The organism is Slackia exigua ATCC 700122 (genome assembly GCF_000162875.1).
Classification (GTDB): domain Bacteria; phylum Actinomycetota; class Coriobacteriia; order Coriobacteriales; family Eggerthellaceae; genus Slackia; species Slackia exigua.
The window spans coordinates 600,413-621,342 of the sequence record NZ_GG700630.1 but is presented as its reverse complement, the minus strand read 5'-3'; the positions used below and the strand labels follow the sequence as shown (position 1 = coordinate 621,342).

16 protein-coding genes are annotated in these 20,930 nt (G+C 64.0%); 15 read left to right on the top strand and 1 reads right to left on the bottom strand.

What is annotated here, in order from left to right; translation table 11 throughout:
• The first annotated feature begins 22 nt into the window (after positions 1–22).
• From HMPREF0762_RS02740 to HMPREF0762_RS02710, 7 genes are all read left to right on the top strand, one after another.
• Entirely contained in the window at positions 23–1,948 is a 1,926-nt protein-coding gene (locus HMPREF0762_RS02740; RefSeq protein ID WP_006361868.1) for an FAD-binding protein, read from the top strand.
• A 116-nt stretch (positions 1,949–2,064) separates the two neighbouring features.
• Positions 2,065–3,204: a hypothetical protein gene (locus tag HMPREF0762_RS02735; RefSeq protein WP_006361867.1), complete on the top strand. Its 1,140-nt coding sequence runs from the start codon at positions 2,065–2,067 to the stop codon at positions 3,202–3,204.
• A 174-nt stretch (positions 3,205–3,378) separates the two neighbouring features.
• A complete protein-coding gene (locus HMPREF0762_RS02730) occupies positions 3,379–5,712 on the top strand; it encodes an ABC transporter ATP-binding protein (RefSeq protein WP_006361866.1) in 2,334 nt (777 codons plus the stop codon).
• Positions 5,712–7,589, top strand: coding sequence for an ABC transporter ATP-binding protein (locus HMPREF0762_RS02725; RefSeq protein ID WP_006361865.1), 1,878 nt, complete (start codon positions 5,712–5,714; stop codon positions 7,587–7,589). The genes HMPREF0762_RS02730 and HMPREF0762_RS02725 overlap by 1 nt, the downstream gene beginning before the upstream one ends.
• A gap of 97 nt (positions 7,590–7,686) precedes the next feature.
• Positions 7,687–8,496, top strand: a complete 810-nt coding sequence (locus tag HMPREF0762_RS02720) for an AIM24 family protein (RefSeq protein ID WP_006361864.1) — start codon at positions 7,687–7,689, stop codon at positions 8,494–8,496.
• Positions 8,497–8,695: 199 nt separating this feature from the next.
• On the top strand, positions 8,696–10,114 hold the full coding sequence (locus tag HMPREF0762_RS02715; RefSeq protein ID WP_006361863.1) for an alanine/glycine:cation symporter family protein: 1,419 nt from the start codon (positions 8,696–8,698) through the stop codon (positions 10,112–10,114).
• A 3-nt stretch (positions 10,115–10,117) separates the two neighbouring features.
• Positions 10,118–10,870 (top strand): HAD family hydrolase, encoded by a 753-nt coding sequence (locus HMPREF0762_RS02710; protein ID WP_006361862.1) that lies wholly within the window; start codon positions 10,118–10,120, stop codon positions 10,868–10,870.
• A 19-nt stretch (positions 10,871–10,889) separates the two neighbouring features.
• On the opposite strand, the gene HMPREF0762_RS02705 is transcribed toward HMPREF0762_RS02710, so the two are convergent.
• Positions 10,890–11,495, bottom strand: coding sequence for a hypothetical protein (locus HMPREF0762_RS02705; RefSeq protein WP_006361861.1), 606 nt, complete (start codon positions 11,493–11,495; stop codon positions 10,890–10,892).
• Between the two features lie 256 nt (positions 11,496–11,751).
• Here HMPREF0762_RS02705 and HMPREF0762_RS02700 point away from each other — a divergent pair, with 256 nt between their 5' ends.
• The 8 genes from HMPREF0762_RS02700 (at position 11,752) to HMPREF0762_RS02665 (ending at position 20,850) form a co-directional block, all read left to right on the top strand.
• Positions 11,752–13,488 carry a hypothetical protein gene (locus HMPREF0762_RS02700; protein ID WP_009077705.1) on the top strand — a complete coding sequence of 579 codons (1,737 nt, stop codon included), beginning with the start codon at positions 11,752–11,754 and terminating at the stop codon, positions 13,486–13,488.
• A gap of 124 nt (positions 13,489–13,612) precedes the next feature.
• A complete protein-coding gene (locus HMPREF0762_RS02695; RefSeq protein WP_006361859.1) occupies positions 13,613–14,029 on the top strand; it encodes an RrF2 family transcriptional regulator in 417 nt (138 codons plus the stop codon).
• Entirely contained in the window at positions 14,026–14,907 is an 882-nt protein-coding gene (locus HMPREF0762_RS02690; protein ID WP_006361858.1) for an HhH-GPD family protein, read from the top strand. The genes HMPREF0762_RS02695 and HMPREF0762_RS02690 overlap by 4 nt, the downstream gene beginning before the upstream one ends.
• A 301-nt stretch (positions 14,908–15,208) precedes the next feature.
• Complete coding sequence (locus HMPREF0762_RS02685) at positions 15,209–16,438, top strand: hydrogenase small subunit (RefSeq protein ID WP_006361857.1); 1,230 nt, start codon at positions 15,209–15,211, stop codon at positions 16,436–16,438.
• Between the two features lie 3 nt (positions 16,439–16,441).
• Positions 16,442–18,115, top strand: a complete 1,674-nt coding sequence (locus HMPREF0762_RS02680) for a nickel-dependent hydrogenase large subunit (RefSeq protein WP_006361856.1) — start codon at positions 16,442–16,444, stop codon at positions 18,113–18,115.
• Complete coding sequence (locus HMPREF0762_RS02675; protein WP_006361855.1) at positions 18,116–18,790, top strand: cytochrome b/b6 domain-containing protein; 675 nt, start codon at positions 18,116–18,118, stop codon at positions 18,788–18,790.
• A 182-nt stretch (positions 18,791–18,972) separates the two neighbouring features.
• Entirely contained in the window at positions 18,973–19,878 is a 906-nt protein-coding gene (gene era / locus HMPREF0762_RS02670) for a GTPase Era (protein ID WP_040619227.1), read from the top strand.
• Between the two features lie 51 nt (positions 19,879–19,929).
• On the top strand, positions 19,930–20,850 hold the full coding sequence (locus HMPREF0762_RS02665) for a zinc ribbon domain-containing protein (protein WP_115314198.1): 921 nt from the start codon (positions 19,930–19,932) through the stop codon (positions 20,848–20,850).
• The last annotated feature ends 80 nt before the right edge of the window (positions 20,851–20,930 follow it).

Here is a 20,930-nt window from a genome sequence, read left to right as displayed (position 1 = left end):
AGAAGGATCAAGGAGAGGGGACATGATGTTGAAGCTATCTCGCAGGAACTTCCTCAAGGGTGCCGCGGTCGGAGCCGTGGGGGCGGGCGCCGCCGCCGCGCTTGCCGGGTGCAGCCCGAAGCAGGCGCAGGAGGTGCAGGGCCAGGGTTCCGCCCAGTCCGGCGCCGCCGATCGCACGACGGGATATTGCGGGCCGGGCGACTGGCTAGGGGAGGCTCCGGCCGTCGATGAATCGAAGATCGTGAACGAATACGAGTTCGACGTCGTGGTCCTGGGCGGCGGGCATTCCGGCCTCATGGCCGCATGCGGCGCGGTCGACGAGGGCGCCACCGTCGGCGTCGTCGAGATGCAGCCCTGGTCGAGCTATGTCGACCTGGACGGAACCGGAACGAACATGGCAGGATGGTACGGCGAGGATATCGGCCATGTGAATTCGGACATCCTCATCAAGCGCGGCTTCGGTCCGTTCAACACCGGAGAGATCGCCGCGGAGTTCTGCAAGCGTGCCGGAGGCCGCGTCAATCCCGACATCGTCCGCGCCTTCGTGCAGAATTCGGGCGCCATGGTGAACCGCTACAAGGAGATCTACGACAGCTACGAGGCCGACCGCAAGGCCGATGACAGCAACGTGTATCTGAAGGGCACGATGGTGCTCCTTCCTGATCAGGATGTGCCCGACGAGGGAACCTTCGACATGTCGAACATGTTCGACTACCCGCTCTGCAACACCCAAGCTGCCTGGAGCGGCGCCGATGTCAGCTATCCGATCGAGTGCGGCGGCTACAAGACCTGGCCGTGCAACATCCAGTTCTACGGCTATCAGGGCAACAACATCGAATTCGTGCATAAGTACATCGTCAGGCATACGCAGGAGAACGGCGCGCAGTGGTTCTTCGAGCACACGGGCATCGTGCTCGAGCAGAACGAGGCCGGCGACGTCACCGGGCTTATCGCGGAAGGATCCGACGGGCAGGTGCGCTTCAAGGCGCGCAAGGGCGTCATTCTCGCGGCCGGCGATTTCATCGGCGATCCCGCCATGTGCTGGGCGTTGCTCAACGAAGGCATGGAATGGGCCGAGAGGGCGGGTTCGACCAAAGACGACTGGACCCAGAGCGGCTTTCGCGCCGGCACCGGCCATAAGATGGGATGCTGGGCGGGCGGCATGATCGAGCCGACCCCGCGCGGCTGGATGAGCATCGGCGGCGGCGCCAGCGGTCCATGGGGCACGGCGCCCGTGTACATGGCCAACGCCGACGGCAAGCGCTTCTGCAACGAAGGGGCCATTCCTCAGCTCGGTCCGGTGGGGCTGCGCCAGCCGGCAGGCCTTGCCTGCTGGGTGTCCGATGCCAACTGGAAACAGACCGTCGGCAGAGCGCCCCTCGACCACGGCGCGCCCAACTTCGGCATGGACGACTACATGGATCGGCTTGAATCCGAGATGGCGGCCGTCGAGGTCGGCTCTACGCAAGGCACGGAGGTCGGACTCGCGGCTCTGGCGGAGCGCAAGATGATGAAGAGCGTCGTCTTCGCCGCGAACACGCTCGATGAGCTTGCGGGGCTTCTGGGGTACTCGGGCGATGCGGCCAAGACGTTCGTCGAAAGCATCGAACACTACAACGAGCTGTGCGCCTCCGCAGACGGCGATACCGACTACGGCAAGGACAAGGCCTACATGGTGCCCATCGATACGCCGCCTTTCTACGGCGGGACGGCCGAGCTGTCCCATACCGCCGCGCCGATGATGGTGACCATGTCCGGACTCGTCACCGATGAGACGCAGAACGTGCTGCGCCAGGCGGACTGGACGCCGATCAAGGGCCTCTACGCTGCCGGGAATTGCCTGGGCGGCCGCTACGGCTTCGGGTACAGCACGCCGTTCGCCGGCAACTCGATCGGTATGGCCATGACGCATGGGTGGCTTGCCGGAAAGACGGTGGCCCACCTCTAGGGTATCTTCGCATGGCACGCGCCGTTCGGCTCCCCTCCCTCCGATGCCGGACGGCGCGCTGCTCTCATGGCGCAGAGCGCCGAGCATGCATGCACGGTCGGCAAGGAGGAAGGGCGATGAACGATACGCGGCGGGCCCGAGCGACGCTTTCGCTCAATATCCCGTTCCAGATGAAGGAATCGGCGCGCGAGCTTGCAGGCTATCGCGCGTCGTATACAGGGGACGCGGCGGCGAGGAGCGCCTATCTCGATGCGCTCGAGGCGGAGATGGCCGCATCGGCGCGCCGCGGGGATTTCGACGGCGTGACGTTCGAGGCGCTGCGGGTCGTCGGGGGAAGCCCGAGCATCATGAACGGCGACCGCCTCGGCCGCATCGTGGCGGCGGCGCGCCGCGGGCTTCCCCTGGCGCATGGATGCGAAGCCTGCGTGGAGGCGCTGCCCCAGACCGTGTGCACCGCAAGCCTGACCGGATGGTCCCAGGGCAGTGTGGATGCGGTGTCGCTGCGCGTGGGAAGCGTGCACGAACGCGAGCTCGCCGCGATCGGCGCGACCTACGATGCGGATGCCGTGCGGAACGCCGTGCTCTTCCTCGACAGGTTCCATGTCGATACCCTTGAGGCCGTCATCGTCGTCGGCATTCCCGGGCAAACGCCTCAGAGCCTCCGTCGAACGCTGCGCGCGTGCGTGGGCTTCGAGTCGAAACGCATTCGCATCGAGCCGTATCGAGGCTCGATCATAGGATCGGGCGCTCTCGACGAAACGCTTGCGGCGCATGCCGCGGGCATCGACGACGCATCCCTGCTCTTCGATGCCGCGCGTGATTTTCTCGCAGGCCAAGGGTTCGCGCATCGGTCATGCGACCTGTTCGTGCGAACCGGAGCGCGAAGCGCGTTCGATGATGCACGGCTTCAAGGCTGCGACTTCTTCGAGTTCGGGCTGGATGCCAGGACCGTCGCCGACGGTTTTCTCTGCCATTCGACATCGGATTATGCGACGTATGTCGAATGCTCCGCGTCGCCGGACGCCGTATTCGATCGTATCGTCGAAGAAGACGACCGGGCGCGCCGTCTCCGGCTTGCCTGCTGTCGGCTCGGTGCGCTCGAGCGCGTGCCGCTCGATGCGCACGATCCCGATGCCGAGGCGTTCTTCGCGTCGCTCGAGTCTATGGGACTTGTAAAGCGCAAGGGCGGGGACGTATCGCTGACCTCCGCAGGCATGCTGCTCTGGCCTCTGATCCCTCAACCCATGCAGGGATAGGCTTCGCGTGTGCTTCGTGCGCACGATCCCCCTCGTGTCCCGCAAAAACATGGCGTACAATACAATTGTTTAAAACTATTAAAAGGGGGCATGCGCTGCCGCATCGATGCCGACGGCGCGCCTGCATGGCGCGTGCGCAGGGAACATGGCGTGCGCGCAGGGAAACGAGGTCATATGCGCGTATTCGGCTATCTGAGGCATTCGATTCCGGCCGTGCTCGCCATCGCCGCGCTGCTCATCGTGCAGGCGTTCGCCGATCTGTCCCTGCCTGCTCTGACGTCGGACATCATCGACGTCGGCATCCAGCAGTCCGGCATCGAGGACGCGAGCCCGACCGAGATGCGCGATTCGACCCGCAGTTTCGCCACGATGCTCGCAAGCGAGGACGATGAAGCCCTGATCGAATCCTCGTATGACGAAACCGATGCAGGAACCTGGGAACTTAACGCGTACGGCCGCGCGCACCGCGCCGATCTCGACGACGCCCTGAGCCTTCCTCTGCTCGTCGTCTCGATGGCCGAAGACGGCTCCGTCGCAGGACTCGACGCCGATCGGCTTGCCCGGATGCGCGAGGCCTACGATGCGGGCGCTTTGACGAAGGGGGACATCCAGGACGCCATGGAGCAGGCGGCCGATGCGGCCGGCGGCGATGCCCGCCTTTCGCAGCTCGCCGATCTGGATGACGATGCATTCACCCAGGTCGTCAGACAGCAGGGCATCCAGGCGGCCATCGCCGAGTATCGGGCGCTCGGGTACGATACCTATGCGATGCAGATGGACGCGCTCGTCTCGATCGGCGCGCGCATGCTCGGCATGACCGCCGTCATGGTGGTCGCCTCGGTATTCGTCGCCCTCATCGCATCGCGCACGGCCGCGAAGATCGCGCGCGATGTGCGCAGCGCGCTGTTCAAGAAGGTCGTTTCGTTCTCGGATGCCGAAATCGACCGTTTCTCCGCCGCGTCGCTCATCACGCGCGGCACGAACGACATCCAGCAAATCCAGATGGTGCTCGTCATCGTGCTGCGCATGGTGCTCTATGCGCCGATCCTCGCGGTCGGCGGCATCGTCATGGTTTCCCGCACGAATCTTGCCATGAGCTGGATCATCGTGCTTGCCGTCGTCGTCATCGCCGTGATGCTCTCCATCATCCTTGCGATCGCCATGCCCAAGTTCCGCCGCATGCAGAAGCTTATCGATCGCGTGAACCTCGTCGCACGCGAGATGCTTTCGGGCATTCTGGTCGTGAGGGCGTTCGGACGGCGCGCATACGAAGAGGAACGATTCGCTGCGGCATCGGGCGAGCTGCGCGATGCGCAGCTGTTCACGAATCGGACGATGGCGCTGCTTCAGCCGGCGATCATGCTCGTCATGAACGCCGTTTCGGTTTTGATCGTGTGGGTGGGAGGATCGTATATCGACGACGGCACCATCCAGACCGGCGACATGATCGCGTTCATCACGTATTCCATGGTCATCATCATGTCGTTCATGATGATCGGCATCGTCTTCATCTTCCTGCCGAGGGCCGATGTAGCGGCCCAGCGCGTCAACGAGGTGCTCGAGACGGTTCCGGCCATCGTCGATCCTGCGCAGCCGCATCGCCCGTTCGATGCGGGAGAGGCCGGGGAAGCGTCCTGCCGCTCGTCCGCGTCGGGACGGGTATCCGCGTCCTCCGATGGCGAGTCCCTCGCCGAGGTATCGTTTGAAGACGGGTTCCATGCGCATACATCCTCTATGCTCGATCGCCTCGGCGGTGCACGCATCGAATTCGACGATGTCTCCTTTTCCTATGGCGACGATGCCGAACCCGCGCTCGAGCATGTGTCGTTCGTTGCGGAGCCCGGCCGAACGCTTGCCATCATCGGCTCGACCGGATCGGGCAAGTCGACCGTCCTCAAGCTGATCGAGCGCTTCTACGATGCGACGTCCGGATCCATCCGGGTGGACGGCGTCGACGTGCGCGATATGGCGCAGGCCGATCTGCGCGCTCAGCTCGGATACGTTCCGCAGAAGGCGTTTCTCTTCGCGGGGACCATCGCGAGCAACGTGTCGTTCGCCGACGAATCCATATCGGCCGACAGGACGTCGTTGGCCCTGGACGTCGCTCAGGCGTCCGATTTCGTCGCGTCCAAGGAAGAGGGCGTCGATTCATCCGTGAGCCAAGGCGGCGCGAACGTGTCGGGCGGCCAGCGCCAGCGTCTCGCCATCGCCCGCGCGATCGCGGCGGATGCGCGCGCCTACCTGTTCGACGACAGCTTCTCCGCCCTTGACTACAAAACCGATGCCGCGGTGCGGCGCGCCCTCGGCGAAGCCCTCGGGAACGCGACGGTCATCATCGTCGCCCAGCGTATCGCCACCATCAGGGACGCCGATCGGATCGTCGTCCTTGACGAAGGCCGCGTCGTGGGGACGGGCACTCACCGAGAGCTCCTGAGGATCTGCCCCGCATATGGGGAAATCGCATCCTCCCAGCTTTCCGACGAGGAGCTCGGAAGGGAGCGTGCGTGATGGCGGACAGGCAGGATCCTTCGCGGAAGAACCGGAGGGGCTTTCGCCCGCGCGGTCCTGAAGCCGCCCTCATCCAAGGCGAGCGGGCCGTCGATTTCAAAGGCACGATGCGCAAGCTTGCGCGCTTCATGGGTCGTTTCAAGATCCAGATAGTCGTCCTCGTCGTTTTCGCCATAGGATCGACCGTCTTCAACATCGTCGGCCCGCGCGTCCTTTCCACGGCGACGACCGAGCTTTTCGAGGGCATCGCCGCCAAGATCGCCGGGACGGGCGGCATCGATTTCGAAGCGGTCGCGCGCATCCTGGCCACGACGCTTGCGCTCTATCTCGTGTCGGCCGCCTGCTCGTTCGTGCAGAGCTGGCTTATGGCCTATGTGTCGCAGCAGACGGCCTTCGAGATGCGCCGTCGCATCTCCGAGAAGATCGGCCGCATGACGCTTTCATCCATCGAGAAGCGCACCGCGGGCGACATCCTTTCGCGCATCACCAACGACGTCGACACGCTTGGACAGAGCCTCAACCAGGGCCTGACGCAGCTTATCACGTCGACGGTCACGGTCGTGGGCGTGCTTGCGATGATGCTGTCCATCAACGTTCCCATGACGCTCGTGGCGATGCTCGTCATCCCCGTATCGGGGCTGTTCGTCTCGCAGCTCGTGAAACGTTCGCAGAAGTACTTCAAGGCCCAGCAGGACAGCCTCGGCGATATCGACGCTCGGATCGAGGAGACGTTCTCGGGCCATGAGGTCGTGCGCGCCTTCAACCGTCAGGGCAAGGAGGTCGAGGAGTTCGATCGCACCAACGACGTGCTCTATGCCTCGGCATGGAAATCCCAGTTCATCTCTGGGCTCATGATGCCGGTCATGAACTTCGTCGCGAATCTCGGGTACGTCGTCGTCGCGGTGTTCGGCGCGTATCTCAAGATTCGCGGCGTCATCACGGTCGGCGACATCCAGGCGTTCATCCAGTACGTCAGGAACTTCACGCAGCCGATCACCCAGCTTGCGCAGGTCGCGAACGTGCTGCAGCAGATGGCGGCCGCAGCCGAGCGCGTTTTCGAGTTCCTTGAGGCCGACGAAGCCGCAAACGCCGTGCCGTGCGCCTCGTCGAGCGATATCGCGGGCGACGTGGCCTTCGATCACGTGCGCTTCGGCTATGACCCCGCCCGCCCCGTCATTGCCGACTTCTCGGCTCGGATCAAGGCCGGTCAGACCGTCGCCATCGTGGGGCCGACGGGCGCAGGGAAGACCACGATCGTGAAGCTGCTCATGCGCTTCTACGACGTCCAGGGGGGATCGATCCGCCTGAGCGGGCATGACGTGCGCGATTTCGATCGCGAGGACCTACGGTCGGCCTTCGGCATGGTGCTTCAGGACGCCTGGCTGTTCAACGGCACGATCCGCGAGAACATCCGTTACGGCCGCCTCGACGCGACCGACGAGGAGGTCGAGGCGGCGGCCCGAGCGGCGCATGCGGATCGTTTCGTCCGCACGTTGCCGCACGGCTACGACACCGTCATCAACGAGGCGGCGAGCAACATCTCGTCCGGCCAGCGCCAGCTGCTCACCATCGCGCGCGCGATCCTCGCGGACCGGTCGATCCTCGTGCTCGACGAGGCGACGAGCTCGGTCGATACGCGCACCGAAGAGCGCATCCAGAAGGCGATGGACAACCTCATGGCGGGCCGGACGGCGTTCGTCATCGCGCATCGCCTCTCCACGATCCGTTCGGCGGATCTGGTCCTCGTCATCGACCGCGGCGACGTCGTCGAGCAGGGCACGCACGGCTCCCTCCTGGCCGAAGGCGGGTTCTACGCCGATCTCTACAATGCGCAGTTCGAGGGATGCGACGACGCGATCGAATCCGGGGCACGATAGGGAACCCGTGCCTGCGATGGTAGAATGCGGGGGTCAGGACCCCCTGCGACGGGGTCGCACGCCTGCCCTTCACGGGCCGTAGCACGAAGGAGATCCTATGAGCTTCAACCTGTACGGACTCACCACGCAGACGCGTTCCGTCACCCAGAGCGTCGGGGGATTCGATGTCCTCGAATACGAGCGCGACCCCTCGGTCAGCCATTTCAACGCCCAGAACGAATATTTCATGGGCAAGATGCATGTGCGCAAGCGCCAGGTCGTCGCCAACCTCGCCGGCGACGGCCGCGACCTGATCACCCAGGCGGGCGCCATGCAGGTCATCCTCGGTTCCGTCGAGGCCACGACCGACATCAAGGGCGCAGGCGGGCTCCTTAAGAGCATGGCGCGCGGCATGGTCACCAGCGAAAGCGCCATCAAACCTCGCTATACGGGCACGGGCACCGTCATCTTGGAGCCGACGTACAAGTTCATCCTCCTCCACGACCTCAAGGCGAACTGGGGCGGCGGCGTGGTCGTCGAGGACGGCATGTTCCTCGCCTCCATGGGCAACGTCGAATCCAAGGCCGTCATGCGCTCCAACGTATCGTCTGCCGTGGCCGGCGGTGAGGGCCTGTTCAGCCTCGGTCTCTACGGCGACGGCGTCGTCGCCCTCGAAAGCCCCGTCCCGCAGGAAGAGCTCATCACGATCGATCTCGACAACGACGTTGTGAAGATCGACGGATCCATGGCCGTCGCCTGGTCGCCGAGCCTCCAGTTCACGGTCGAGCGCACGACCAAATCGCTCATCGGATCCGCGGCGAGCGGCGAAGGCCTCGTGAACGTCTATCGCGGCACCGGCCGCGTGCTCATGTGCCCGACGTCTCCCACGGGACCGATCGCGGCGGCGCTCCTGTCTTCCGGGGAATAGGAACGGTTCATGGTTCCCTTGCGGATCGCTTTGTCGGCGCACCGTTCTTGAACATGCATGAACATCCTGGCGAAAGCCTCTTTCGGGAGGCTTTCGCCCATACGGTGCGGTAAGCGTTCGGAAATATATTTCTTACAGATTCGAATAACGGCGGCATCTTGAACTTTTGAAAGTTCAACGTGCCTATAATCCATCGACTATGGATATCATACGTGTACTGAACTCAATCGATGCAACCGTGTGGGGCCCTGCGATGATCGTTCTGCTTCTTGGAACGCATCTGTTCATGACCGTCCGCACCGGTTTCATCCAGCGTAAGCTTCCTCTCGCCATCAAGATGTCGGTGACCGACGACGATGGGGCCGAAGGAGACGTCAGCCAATTCGGAGCCCTGGTCACGGCGCTTGCAGGCACCATCGGCACCGGATCGATCGTCGGCGTGGCGACCGCCGTCCTCGCAGGCGGCCCGGGTGCCGTCTTCTGGATGTGGCTCACCGGCGTCTTCGGCATGGCCACCAAGTACTCCGAGGTCTATGCCTCGGTCAAGTATCGCGTGAAGGATTCCGGCGGAGAGATGCTCGGCGGCGCCATGTACGCATGGGAGCGCGCGTTCAAGCGCGCCGACGGGACGACGCCTTGGTGGGCGAAGCTCGGAGCCGTCCTATTCTGCGTTTTCGCCGTCATCGCGACGCTCGGCACCGGTTCCGCCGTGCAGTCCGCGGCCATGACGGGCATCATCGAATCCAGCTTCCCCGATCTGCCCGCCTGGGGCATCGGGCTCGTCATCGCCGTCTCGGTCGCGCTCGTCATCTTCGGCGGCGTTCGGTCCATCTCCAAGGTGTGCGAGAAGCTCGTGCCCGTGATGGCCGTCGCCTACGTCGGCGGCTGCCTCGTCATGCTCGCGTGGAACGCGCCCTATATCGGCGATGCGTTCGCGACCATCATCGAATGCGCGTTCACGTCCAAAGCCGCGTTCGGCGGCGCCGTGGGGTCGGGCATCATGATCGCGCTGCAGTTCGGCTGCGCGCGCGGCCTGTTCTCCAACGAATCGGGCCTCGGCACCGCGCCGATCGTCGCCGCCGCCGCCGCGACCAAGAACCCTGCCCGCCAAGCGCTCATCGCCATGACCGGCACGTTCTGGTCGACGGTCGTCATCTGCCTCATCACGGGCGTCGTGGTCGTCTCGGCCCTGCTCGCGCATCCCGAGATCATGGCCGCGGGATCCATCTCCGAAGGCGCCGCGCTCGTGAGCGCCGCTTTCTCCACGCTGCCCTACGTCGGCACGCCGGTGCTGGTGCTCGGCATGGTGTCGTTCGCCTATTCGACGATCCTCGGCTGGAGCTACTACGGAAACCGCTGCATCACCTACCTCTTCGGCCGCAAGGCCATCCGTCCCTATCAGATCGTGTACGTGATCGTCGGGTTCCTGGGCGCCATCGGCGTCGGCGATGTCGTCTGGACCATCTCCGATATCGGCAATGCGTTCATGGCCGTTCCGAATATCATCATGGTGCTGGCCCTGTCCGCGCTCATCGCCAAGGAGACCAGGCACTACGTCTACGACGGCAATCTCGACGAGGCCTGCGAAGACGAGATTCCCCTTATAGAAAGCAAGTAGGCCATGCTCGACGATCAGGACAACGCCGTCATCGACCAGGTCGCGCGCGTCGCGATCGAACATCCCGGCCAGCACTTGATCGCCGCCTTCGATTTCGACGGCACCGCGATCCAGGGGAATTCCCCCGTGCTTCTCGTGCGCTACCTCCAGAAGCGCGGCATGCTCGGCAAACGCGTCATCGGCAAGATCCTTGCGTGGGCGGCGGCCTACAAGCTGCGCCTTCCTCAGAACGAGGCGTGGGTGCGCGGACTCGTGTTCACCGCGTTCGAGGGGCGTGCGCGCGAAGAGGTCGATGCGTTTTTGCGCGATTTCTACGACGAGGTCATCGAAGGGCAGAAGCGTTTCCGTCCGCAAGCCGCCGGCGTCATGGAGGAGCTGCGCGCGATCGGCGCGGAGGTCGTCATCGTCTCGGCGACGTTCGACCCGATCGTGCAGCGCGCGCGCGAGGAGCGCGGCTTCGACGCCTGCATCTGCACCCGCATGGAAGTCGATCGGCGGGGCCTGTACACGACGCGCGTCGACGGTCCGTGCATCGAAGGCATCCATAAGGTCCGTTCGCTGCGCGCCTACGCTCAGGCGCGCTATGGGGAGGGGAAGTGGCGTCTTGCCGCGGCGTTCGGAGACCATCATTCCGACATCTCTCTGCTCGCCGCCGCCGACAACGCCTTCGCCGTCTCTCCGGACAACCCGCTCGAACGGGAGGCGAAGCGCCGCGGATGGAACGTCCTCGACTGGACCTGTCCGGTGGAGAAATGACGTTTCGCGGCGCGCCTGCCTACGCTGCGTCTGCGGCGAAGCTCATGCCGATGCTCTCGAAATACACCGCATACGGATGCGAGAGGTCGTCGTAGGCGTACGCCGCGCACGCTTCGTCGTCTCGCGTATCGTCGTCGGTCGCGATGCCGTCGCCGATCTTTTCGCCGACAAGCGCCTCGTCGGCGACGACCGTCGTTCCGTTTTCCGATATCGCGAGCGTCAGCCTGGTGCCGTCCTCGAGTTCGATGGCGTCGAAGCGCGCCGGGCTGCCCGCGTCGGTCTCGACGCTCGGCTTCAAACGCGCGTCGGCCGGAGTGTTCGCGGTCTTCTGATCGGTGATCTGCGTGGGCGGTTCCGCTTCGGTCGCGCCGGTGAAGGTGTGCATGAAGGCGGCTACGAAGCAGACGACGACGATGATGGCGACGACGGGCGCTGCAAGCGCGATGAACGGGTGCGCTTCGCGCGCGTCGTAGGCGACGCTTCCGTCGGGAAGCGTGCGTCCCGAGGCGATGCGCTGCGGTTCCTCTGCGCATCGGGCATGGCCTGCGGCATCCTTTTCAGATGCGCGGCCGAGCGTATCGTTGCGCGTGGATGCCCCTTCGCCGTTCTGCGTGCCTTCGTTCATGGAGCCTCCTTCGCGCAGGATGCGGCCTCGTCGCGATCTGTCGCGCCGAGCGCCGATCGCTTCGTTCTCGCGCTTCAAGCATACCGTGCTTCGCTTCGATTCAAGGAATCATCATGTCGTTCGCCGGCTGCGCATGCCCGCGTCCGCCATGCGTGCGCAGTGCGTGTGCATGGGCGGGTTTTATTTGTGAGCGCTGCGGTAACCGTATAAAATGATCTGCCAAGCGAGTTACGACCATCGAAGGGGGCTGGTGAGAATGTTCGACAGGCATCATGACGATATGAACTTCGCGAATCATTCGAACGATCCCGCCGAAGCGCCGCGGACCGCCGCCGACTATCTCGCCCAGGCGCGCGCTGCGAAGGCCGTGAACCCCGAGCTTGCGATGCATTTATATCTGGGCGCCTACGAAGCGCTCGTCGCAGAATCCCCTCTCGTGCCCGACGACGCGCTCGAGGCGCTGCGCGAGGCGTGGAATCTCGCATGCAGCCTTAAGGAACGTTCCATCGCGGAATACGCCTACGACAAGCTCGAGCCGCACCTGAGCGATGCCGAGCTCGAAGATTGCAACGCCATGCTGCAAGAGCTCGCCTTCGATAAGGCGACGGAATTCGGCTTCTCGCGCGACGAGCTCGAGCGCATCTCCGACATCATCTCCGGCACCCTCGGGGAAGCGGTCGATCTCGAAAGCGTCTCCGCGCTTTCGCTGCCCGACGGGGCGGTGGAAGCCATGGCCGAGGGGCTCGCACGCCTTGCCGAGGCGGCGGACGAACATGCCATGCGCGGCGAAGACGGCTCTGCAACCGGGAATGCCCAGGCATCCGACCTGTCCGACTTGTCCTCGACGGCTGTCGGCCCAGACGGTCCGCGCATGCCGGCCGATGGCGCGCCGCAGCCGGAAGGATCGGCGTCCGATGAATCCGCAGCGGGGCCGTCGCGTCCCAAGGTGAAGATCATCGCCGCCAAGGCGGCCTCTTCCCGCAAAGGGTCTTCCCCGAAGGCGGAGGCAGCCGAACCCAGGCATCCCAATTTCTCCGACCTCGTCGGATACGACGGCATCATCGAAGACGTCCGGTCCCTCGGCATAGGCATCGAACACGACGAGGCGTATCAAGAGATCATGGGCATGCTGCGCGAATGCCACGGGCTCGACGGGCTTTCCGCGGTCGGCTCGATCGTCCTGCGGGCTTCCGCCCGCTCCGATGCGGCGGAATTCATGGAAGCCGCCGCCAACGAGGTCGGCCTTCCTGCCATGCGGATGCGCATCCAAAGCGGTTCGCAAGGTTTTCCTGTGCTTTCGTTCACGGTTTCGGCCGATCGCTCCCCGCGTTTCGCGCCCGGCCGGATGACCGTGGAATCGCCGAGCGTCCTCATACTCGAGGACATCGACCTATGGCTCGCCCCGATGGAAGAGGCCATGGCTTCCTCCGACGACGACGCTGAGCATTCTCTGCCTATGCCCATGCAGATCGCCTATCAGACGCTCATGTGGCTGCGCGCCGCGATCGAGAGCCCGGACGTTCACGTGTTCGCCTCCATCGGCGGCGAGACGAACGATTCCGGCTTTCTGTACGACCTTCTCGAGCCTATCGACGTCATCGATATCTATCTGCCCGACGAGTCGGAGCGGCGCCGTATCTGGCGCGCCATCGCGCAGCGCCACCCGTCCATCCGCGGGCTCGACTTCGGCAGCCTGACGCGGATGTCGCGCAACCTTGCGCGAACCGATATCGTCATGGCCGCGCGCGAAGCGCTCGAAGACGCGTATCGGCAGGGCATGCGCGCGCGCCGCTATATCCCGGTGACCCAGGCGATGATGTACGAGCATCTGGCGAGTTTCCAGCCGCTCGACTCCGTCGAATACCGTCAGATGGAATCGGCCGTCCTGCATGAATTCCGCGACGAGATCGCCGCATTGGAGCAGGAGGTCGGACGAACGTCCGAAGACGGCTTCGGATCCGATCAGGCAGGGGCTCCGACCGAGGGGCTCTAAGGGCCGGCGGCCGTACGCACCGACAGGCGCGCCGCCTCCGCGTGGGAAGACGGCGCGCACGATGGCGCGGCGAGAGGAAGGCGCCGCGTCGTCGCACATGGATTGAGACAGGGGAGAAACGTTCATGGATCTGAATCGTCGCACCGACTATGCCTGCCGCATGATCCGCGCGGCCTACAAGAACGACGGCAAGGTCATATCGGTCACTAAAGTGGCGGAGCAGGAGGGCATCCCGTACGCCTTCGCCCGCAGCATCCAGAACGACCTGGTGCATGCCGGCCTCCTGCGCGCCGAGCGCGGCGCGAGGGGCGGGCTGGCGCTTGCGTGCGATCCGTCCACGACCACGCTCCTTCATGTGCTCGAATGCGTGCAGGGCCCCATCTCCATGACCGCCTGCACCAATGACGAGCGCTTCTGCGACCGCCGCGACGGCTGCGAGTTCCACGCGGTCTGGAAGCATGCGGAATCCATGCTGAAGGCCTACTATGCGAGCATCACGCTCGACGACCTCTTCCGGCACGGAAGAAACCCCCGGCGATGAGGCGCCCCGCATCGACGGACGGCTCTCCCTGCATCGACGACGCATCCCTTCGCGCCTTCTGCGAGCAGGTGCGTGCAGAAGGCGCGCGTCTGTATCGCGATCTTCCCTGGCGCAACGTGACCGATCCGTATGCGATCTGGGTATCCGAGGTCATGCTGCAGCAGACCCAGGTCGCACGCGTGCTCACGCGGTGGGGGCGCTTCATGGCGCGGTTCCCGACCCTTGATGCGCTGTCGGCATCCGCCCGGATCGACCTGCTCGAGGAATGGCAGGGCATGGGATACAACCGCCGCGCGCTCGCGCTCAAGCAGGCCGCCGACATCTGCGTGCGCGACTTCGCGGGGCATCTTCCCGAAACCTACGAAGCGCTGGTCGCGCTGCCGGGCATCGGACCCTCGACGGCGGCCGGCATCATGGCGTTCTCGCATGACGCGCCATCCACGTATATCGAGACGAATGTGCGCGCCGTCTTCATCCATCATTTCTTCCCCGATGCCCAGGACGTGCCCGACAAGGATATCCGTCCCCTCGTCGAGGCGACATGTCCGGACGCCGACGTGCGCGGATGGTATTACGCGCTGCTCGACTACGGCGCCGAGCTCAAGCGGACGTGCAGCAATCCCGCCCGCGCAGCCAAGGCGTACGTGCGCCAGAGCGCGTTTCCGGGATCGCGCCGCCAGAAACGGGCCTGGCTCCTGCGCGAGGTCATGGGCGCCGGCCGGATGGACGGCGACACGCTTGCGCAGCGGCTTTCCGCATTCGAACGGTCGGAGGGGCGCGACGCCCCGTCGGAAGACGACGTGCGCTCGATCCTCGCCGACCTTGCGCGCGAGGGGTTCATCGAACGCGAAGGCGATGCATGGAAGGTGTGCGACTAGCGGTTCGATCGCCCGGAGACGAGTGTTACGCGCGTGAGGGTTGTGTGAATCATGCGCCGTCTGCGCAGGAATTTTTACAAATCCGTGCATCTGTTCCCATGCAAGAACGCGTATATCGGGTAGCATCTGTGCCGCAAGGGGGAACGTCGAATCAGTGTGAAGTTATGTTTGCAGGGTAACACCTTCTCGCCTTTTGACGATAGGGCGTCATCGATCCGTTGATTTCACGCATCGTACGCATTCCTTTCACGCACAATAGCGGTATCGGTTTGTCAGCAGTTAGGAAAGAGGAGGTGTACGTATGGACAATCAGGCCACTGCCACGAAATTCCAGGATATCCTTGAATCTCGCGGCGTCAGCCGCCGCAGCTTCATGAAGATGTGCGGTACGGTTGCGGTCATGGTCGGCTTGAGCAAAGCCGCTGCTCCACGCGTAGCTGAAGCTGTCGAGAAATCGGTGATCGGCGCTGCAGAAGGGGGACTCTATCCGGCGATTTGGATCGAGGGAGCTTCTTGCACCGGCTGCACCGAGGCGTTCGCGGGATCGGCCGACCCCGACCCTGCGTCCGTCGTGCTTGAGATGATCTCATGCAACTACAACGAGACGCTGTCCGCCGCCGCGGGCTACAGCATGGAGGAGGCGCGCCGTCAGACCATGGAGGCGGGCAACTTCGTGCTCGTCTACGAAGGGGCCGTCCTGCGCGGCTTCGACGACTGGGCCCTCCGCGTCGCGGAGGAGAAGGGCACCGACATCCTGGCGGAAACGGCCGAGAAGGCCAATGCCGTCATCGCGATCGGTTCGTGCGCGGTCAACGGCGGCTGGATGGCCGCCGATCCCAATCCGGCAGGCGCCATGGGCGTTCAGCAGCTCCTTGAAGAGCGCGGCATCGAAACGCCCGTCATCAACATCCCCGGATGCCCGGGCAACCCCGAGTGGCTCGTCGCCTGCCTCGTGAGCGTCGTCATGCTCGGCAAGCTTCCCGAGCTCGACGCCTTCGGCAAGCCCAAGGAAGTGTTCTCGCAGACCGTCCACGACAACTGCGAACGCCGCGGCCACTTCGAGAACGGCGAGTTCGTCTACGAATACGGTTCTCCCGAGGAAGCCATGGGCTACTGCCTCTACCCGCTCGGCTGCCGCGGGCCTCAGACCAAGGCGAACTGCGGCGTCGCGATGTACAACCGCGGCCGCAGCTGGTGCATCCGTTCCGGCGGACCCTGCATCGGATGCTGCGAGGCCGATCCGCACAATCCCAAAGACAACTGGGTCCAGGTCAATGCTCCGTTCAACAAGCGTCATCGCGATCTGCGCATCGGCGACTTCATCTTCCAGCCGACGACGCTCGCGCTGGGCATCATCGGCATCGAAGCTGTCGCCCTCGTTGCGCACGGCTTCGGCATGAAGGCCGCCGGGCGCGTCCCGAACGGCGCCGATTTCGAACCCGTGCGCGCATGGGATGCCAAGCACCCCGACAAGTCGATCGGCGTGTATGACGACAAGGTTCTGGAAGACATCAAGAAGGGAGGGCGATAGGATATGGCACGCACCACGATTGACCCGATTACCCGTATCGAGGGCCATCTGCGCGTCGAGATGGAAGTCAACGACGGCATCGTCACCGATGCATGGGTCTCCGGCGGATGCTTCCGCGGCATGGAGCTCGTCGTCCGCGATCGCACCCCCCAGGATGCGGCCCAGATCGTCCAGCGCATCTGCGGCGTCTGCCCGGTGTCCCACGCCCATGCGGCGTCCATCGCCGCCGAGAAGGCGTACGGCATCGCGATTCCGAACAGCGCGCGCATCATCCGCAACATGCTCGAGGGCGCCCAGTTCCTGCACAGCCATATCCTCTGGCTGTACAACCTCGCCGCGCTCGACTACGTCAACCCGCTCAACGCGCTGAATGCGGACACGGGCCTCGCGTATGACGTTGCCGAAGAATACGGCCTGAAGAACGCCGACTTCGTCTCGCTGCAGGACCGTCTCGCCCGCTTCGCCGACAACGGCCAGCTGTCCATCTTCAGCGGCAACTGGTTCCCGACGGCCGAGCAGTACGCCGACGGCACCAATGAATACAACCTCACGCCTGAAGCCGACCTCATCATGACGGCCCACTATCTCGAGGCGCTCGAGATGCAGGGCACCGCCTCCGAGATCGCCGCGGTGCTCGGCGGCAAGATGCCGCACGTCATGACGCTCATTCCCGGCGGCACGATGTTCGTTCCCACCGACCAGAAGCTCGACGACCTCAAGGGCCTGATCGATCGTCTGTACAACTGGGTTGCCGCGGTCGCCGTGCCCGATTCGATCGCGCTCGGCAAGTTCTACCCCGAGGCGTTCAACTTCGGTGCCGGCTGCCGTCGTTACGGCGCCTGGGGCGTCTTCGAGCGCGAGTCCTTCAAGATGGCCGATCGTTACATGCCCTCCGGCGTCATCGAACTGGGTCCCGACGGCAACTACCAGCTCTCCGAGGTGGAAGAATCCAAGATCACCGAGTACGTGGGCCATTCCTGGTATTCGGGTTCCGAGGACCTGCCCCCCTTCGAGCAGGGCGTCAATCCGGAATACACGGAATACAATACCGACGATCGCTACACCTGGAACAAGTGCGCCCGCTACGACGGCAAGCCGCTCGAGATGGGCGGCGCGTCCCGCGTGCTCGTCGCCTACGTGCGCGGCGACAAGTTCATCAAGGAGCACGTCGACGCGCTCCTCGTCGCGCTGGGCGGCACACCGGGCGATCTCTCCCCGTTCTCCTCGACGATCGGCCGCACGGCTCTTCGTCAGGTCGAGACGCTCTATGTCGCGACGCTCATGAAGGAATGGCTCGCCGAGCTCGTCGAAGCCATCAAGGGCGGCGACAGCACCTACTTCACGAAGTCCGACGCCGTCGAAGGCGAAGGCACGGGCTTCTGGGAGGCTCCGCGCGGCGCGCTCTACCATTCGGAGAAGGTCAAGAACGGCAAGATCCAGGACTATCAGATCATCATTCCGACGACATGGAACATCGCGCCGCTCGATCCCGACGGGGTCCACGGCCCCATGGAGCAGGCCCTTATCGGCGTTCCCGTGACCGATATGGAAAAGCCGATCCACGCCCTGCGCACCGTCCACAGCTTCGACCCCTGCACCGCCTGCGCCGTGCATGTGGTCGAACCGAAGACGGGCAAGAAGTTCGAAACCGTCACCAGCCCTTGGGGGGTGAAGTAAATGGCCCATCTCGCGCATTACGACGAGGCTCATCCGCTGCCGTTCCGCATTACGCACTGGATCAACCTCGTGGCCATGGTCTTTCTGATCATTTCCGGCTGCATCATACATTTTCCGTTCGTCCCAGGAGTGATGGGCATCGCACGCGGCGCGCATATCTTCTTCGGCTTCGTGCTGACGATCAACTGCCTCGTTCGCGTCATCATGGCGTTCGTCGTGAAGTCCGCCCCTACCGGCGGCACCCGCGCGGTCGTCAAGGACTACAAGACTTGGCTGCCGCAGGCCGACAACCGTCACCAGCTTGGTGCCTGGATCAAGTACTACCTGTTCATGAAGAAAGATCATCCGCAGTCCGCGAAGCTCGGCGTTCCCCAGAAGATCTCCTATCTGCTGATTCCCGTGCTCATCCTCATCATGTTCGTCACGGGTCTGTGCATCTGGGGTCCCACGATGGGCGCGACGGCCGGCCTGACCGCGGCGCTCGGTGGAACGATGGCGGTGCGCATCATCCACTACTTCATGATGTTCGTCTTCGTCATCTTCATCTTCATCCATGTCTACCTGGCGAACATCGAAGGCTTCGCGCCTTCCAAGCTGATGTTCTTCGGCAAGGAGCATGAAGGTCTGCACTACGACGTGGAGCGCCACGTCGTCCTCGCCGAGGAGCAGAAGTAGCATCTGCGCTAGATGCCTGCTCGTTCGCTTGGATGCAAGAAGGCTCGCTTCGGCGGGCCTTCTTCTTATATATAATCGTGTCGTTCATCCCGCACCTCGCGCGTCGTTCGCGCCGTCCGAGGAGCGGATCCATCGATGCGGTCGATGTCGGTTCGGCCGGGGAAGCGAGCGAGGGGACCTTCATGTCGAATCAGTTCAAGAGCGGCTTCGTGACGCTGGTCGGACGCCCTAACGTAGGGAAGTCATCGCTGATCAATGCCGTGGTCGGACATAAGGTCGCCATTACGTCGAGCACCGCTCAGACCACACGCCATCGCTTCCGCGCCATTCTCACGACCGATGACGCGCAGGTCGTCATGGTCGACACGCCGGGCCTGCACAAACCGCACGACGCCCTGGGCGAAGAGCTCAACACCTCCGCCATCATGGCGCTCGAAGACGTCGATGTCGTCGCATTCGTGGTGGATGCGAGCCAGCCTTTCGGCCGCGGCGACGAATGGGTCGCGAACCAGGTGCGCGCGGCGAAGGCCCCGCGCAAGATCCTCGTGCTCAGCAAGGCCGACCTAGTGGATGCGCAGATCGTGGAGGACCAGCTCAATGCTGCCCGTGCCCTCGATTCCTGGGACGATGAGATCGTCCTGTCCGCGAAAACCGGTTTCAACGTCGACGGATTCGTCCAGGCGGTCATCGCAGCCCTGCCCGCAGGGCCCAAGTGGTTTCCCGACGACATGGATACCGACCAGCCGTTCGAGGTCATCGTCGCAGAGTTCATCCGCGAAAAGATCCTGCGCAGCTATCGCGACGAAGTGCCTCACAGCATCGGCGTCGTCGCCGACGACCTCGAATACGACCGCGCCAAAGACATGTATCGTATCTATGCCACCGTCTTCGTCGAGCGCGACAGCCAGAAAGGCATCATCATCGGCAAGGGCGGCGCGGCCATCAAGCGCGTCGGCATCGAGGCGCGCCTCGACCTCGAGCAGATGCTCGGCTGCAAGGTGTTTCTCGATCTGCAGGTCAAGGTCAAGAAGAACTGGCGTCGCGATCTGAACCAGATCCGCCGTTTCGGATACGGCGAAGGCATCTAGAACCGGACTCCCGCCGCCGCGCGGGATGACATGCTTGAAAGGAGGGCTTCCATGGCCGGATATTGCACATGGTGCGGTGCGCGCCTCGACGAGAACGCGCGGTACTGCCCGTCATGCGGCGCGCGCACGACCCAGGTCGTGACCTTGGACGGCTCTCCCGATGCGGTCGATCCCCTGCGCGGCCTCGATATCGTGGAGGGGGAGCGCCTTCCTGTCGAGGACACGCAGCGCATGAAGATCACCGAGATGTCCGACAAGGTCGTCGTCTCCTCGGGAAAGGCGCGTCGCTTCACGCAGGACACCGCCGTTCCCAAGCGGCGTGCGGCGATCCTCGTGCCGATCGCGCTCATCGTCATCGTCTGCGCGCTCGTCGCGGGCTACCTCCTGTCCACGACGAAGGTTTCCGATGCGCCTTCAGCGCCCCCGGCTGCATCGGGCGGTTCCGCGAACGATGCCGCAGATTCGCCCGAGAGCGATGCGCCTTCGGCGGAGCCTGCGGCCATCGTGAACGACACGGCGTCGACGGCTCTGTCCGAAGACGAGGCCTATACGGCGCTGACCGGCTATTACGATAAACTCGACGGGTTCCGCTCGCGCCTGCTTTCCTGCGTCGACGATTACAACGGCACCTTCGAGTCCTCGTCCATGAGCGACCGCCAGGCGGCCTACGAGAAGGCCAAGGCCCTCGAGGACGATGTCTCGTCCACATGCGATGAGATGCGCGGTCTCGTGTTCGCGCCCAACAGCGCTTACGAAACGGACAGGGCGACCCTCATCGAGCTGTACGGCTACATGCTCGGACGCATCTCTCCTCTGGTCGATTCCTGGGAGCTCGATCTGACCTTCGACGATCCTTCGGCCCATGCCGACGAGATCCTCGCGAAGCTGAGCGAGCATTACGTCAACGGAGCGAACCCGAACGTCGAGCGCTACGACAGGCTTCACGCGACGGCGCGTCCCCAGAAGCGCTGACATCCATCGCGCCCGCCCGCTCGGCGAGCCCCTGCTTTTTCCATTCGCTCGATGTTCCGACGTCCTGCCGGCGCCATGCC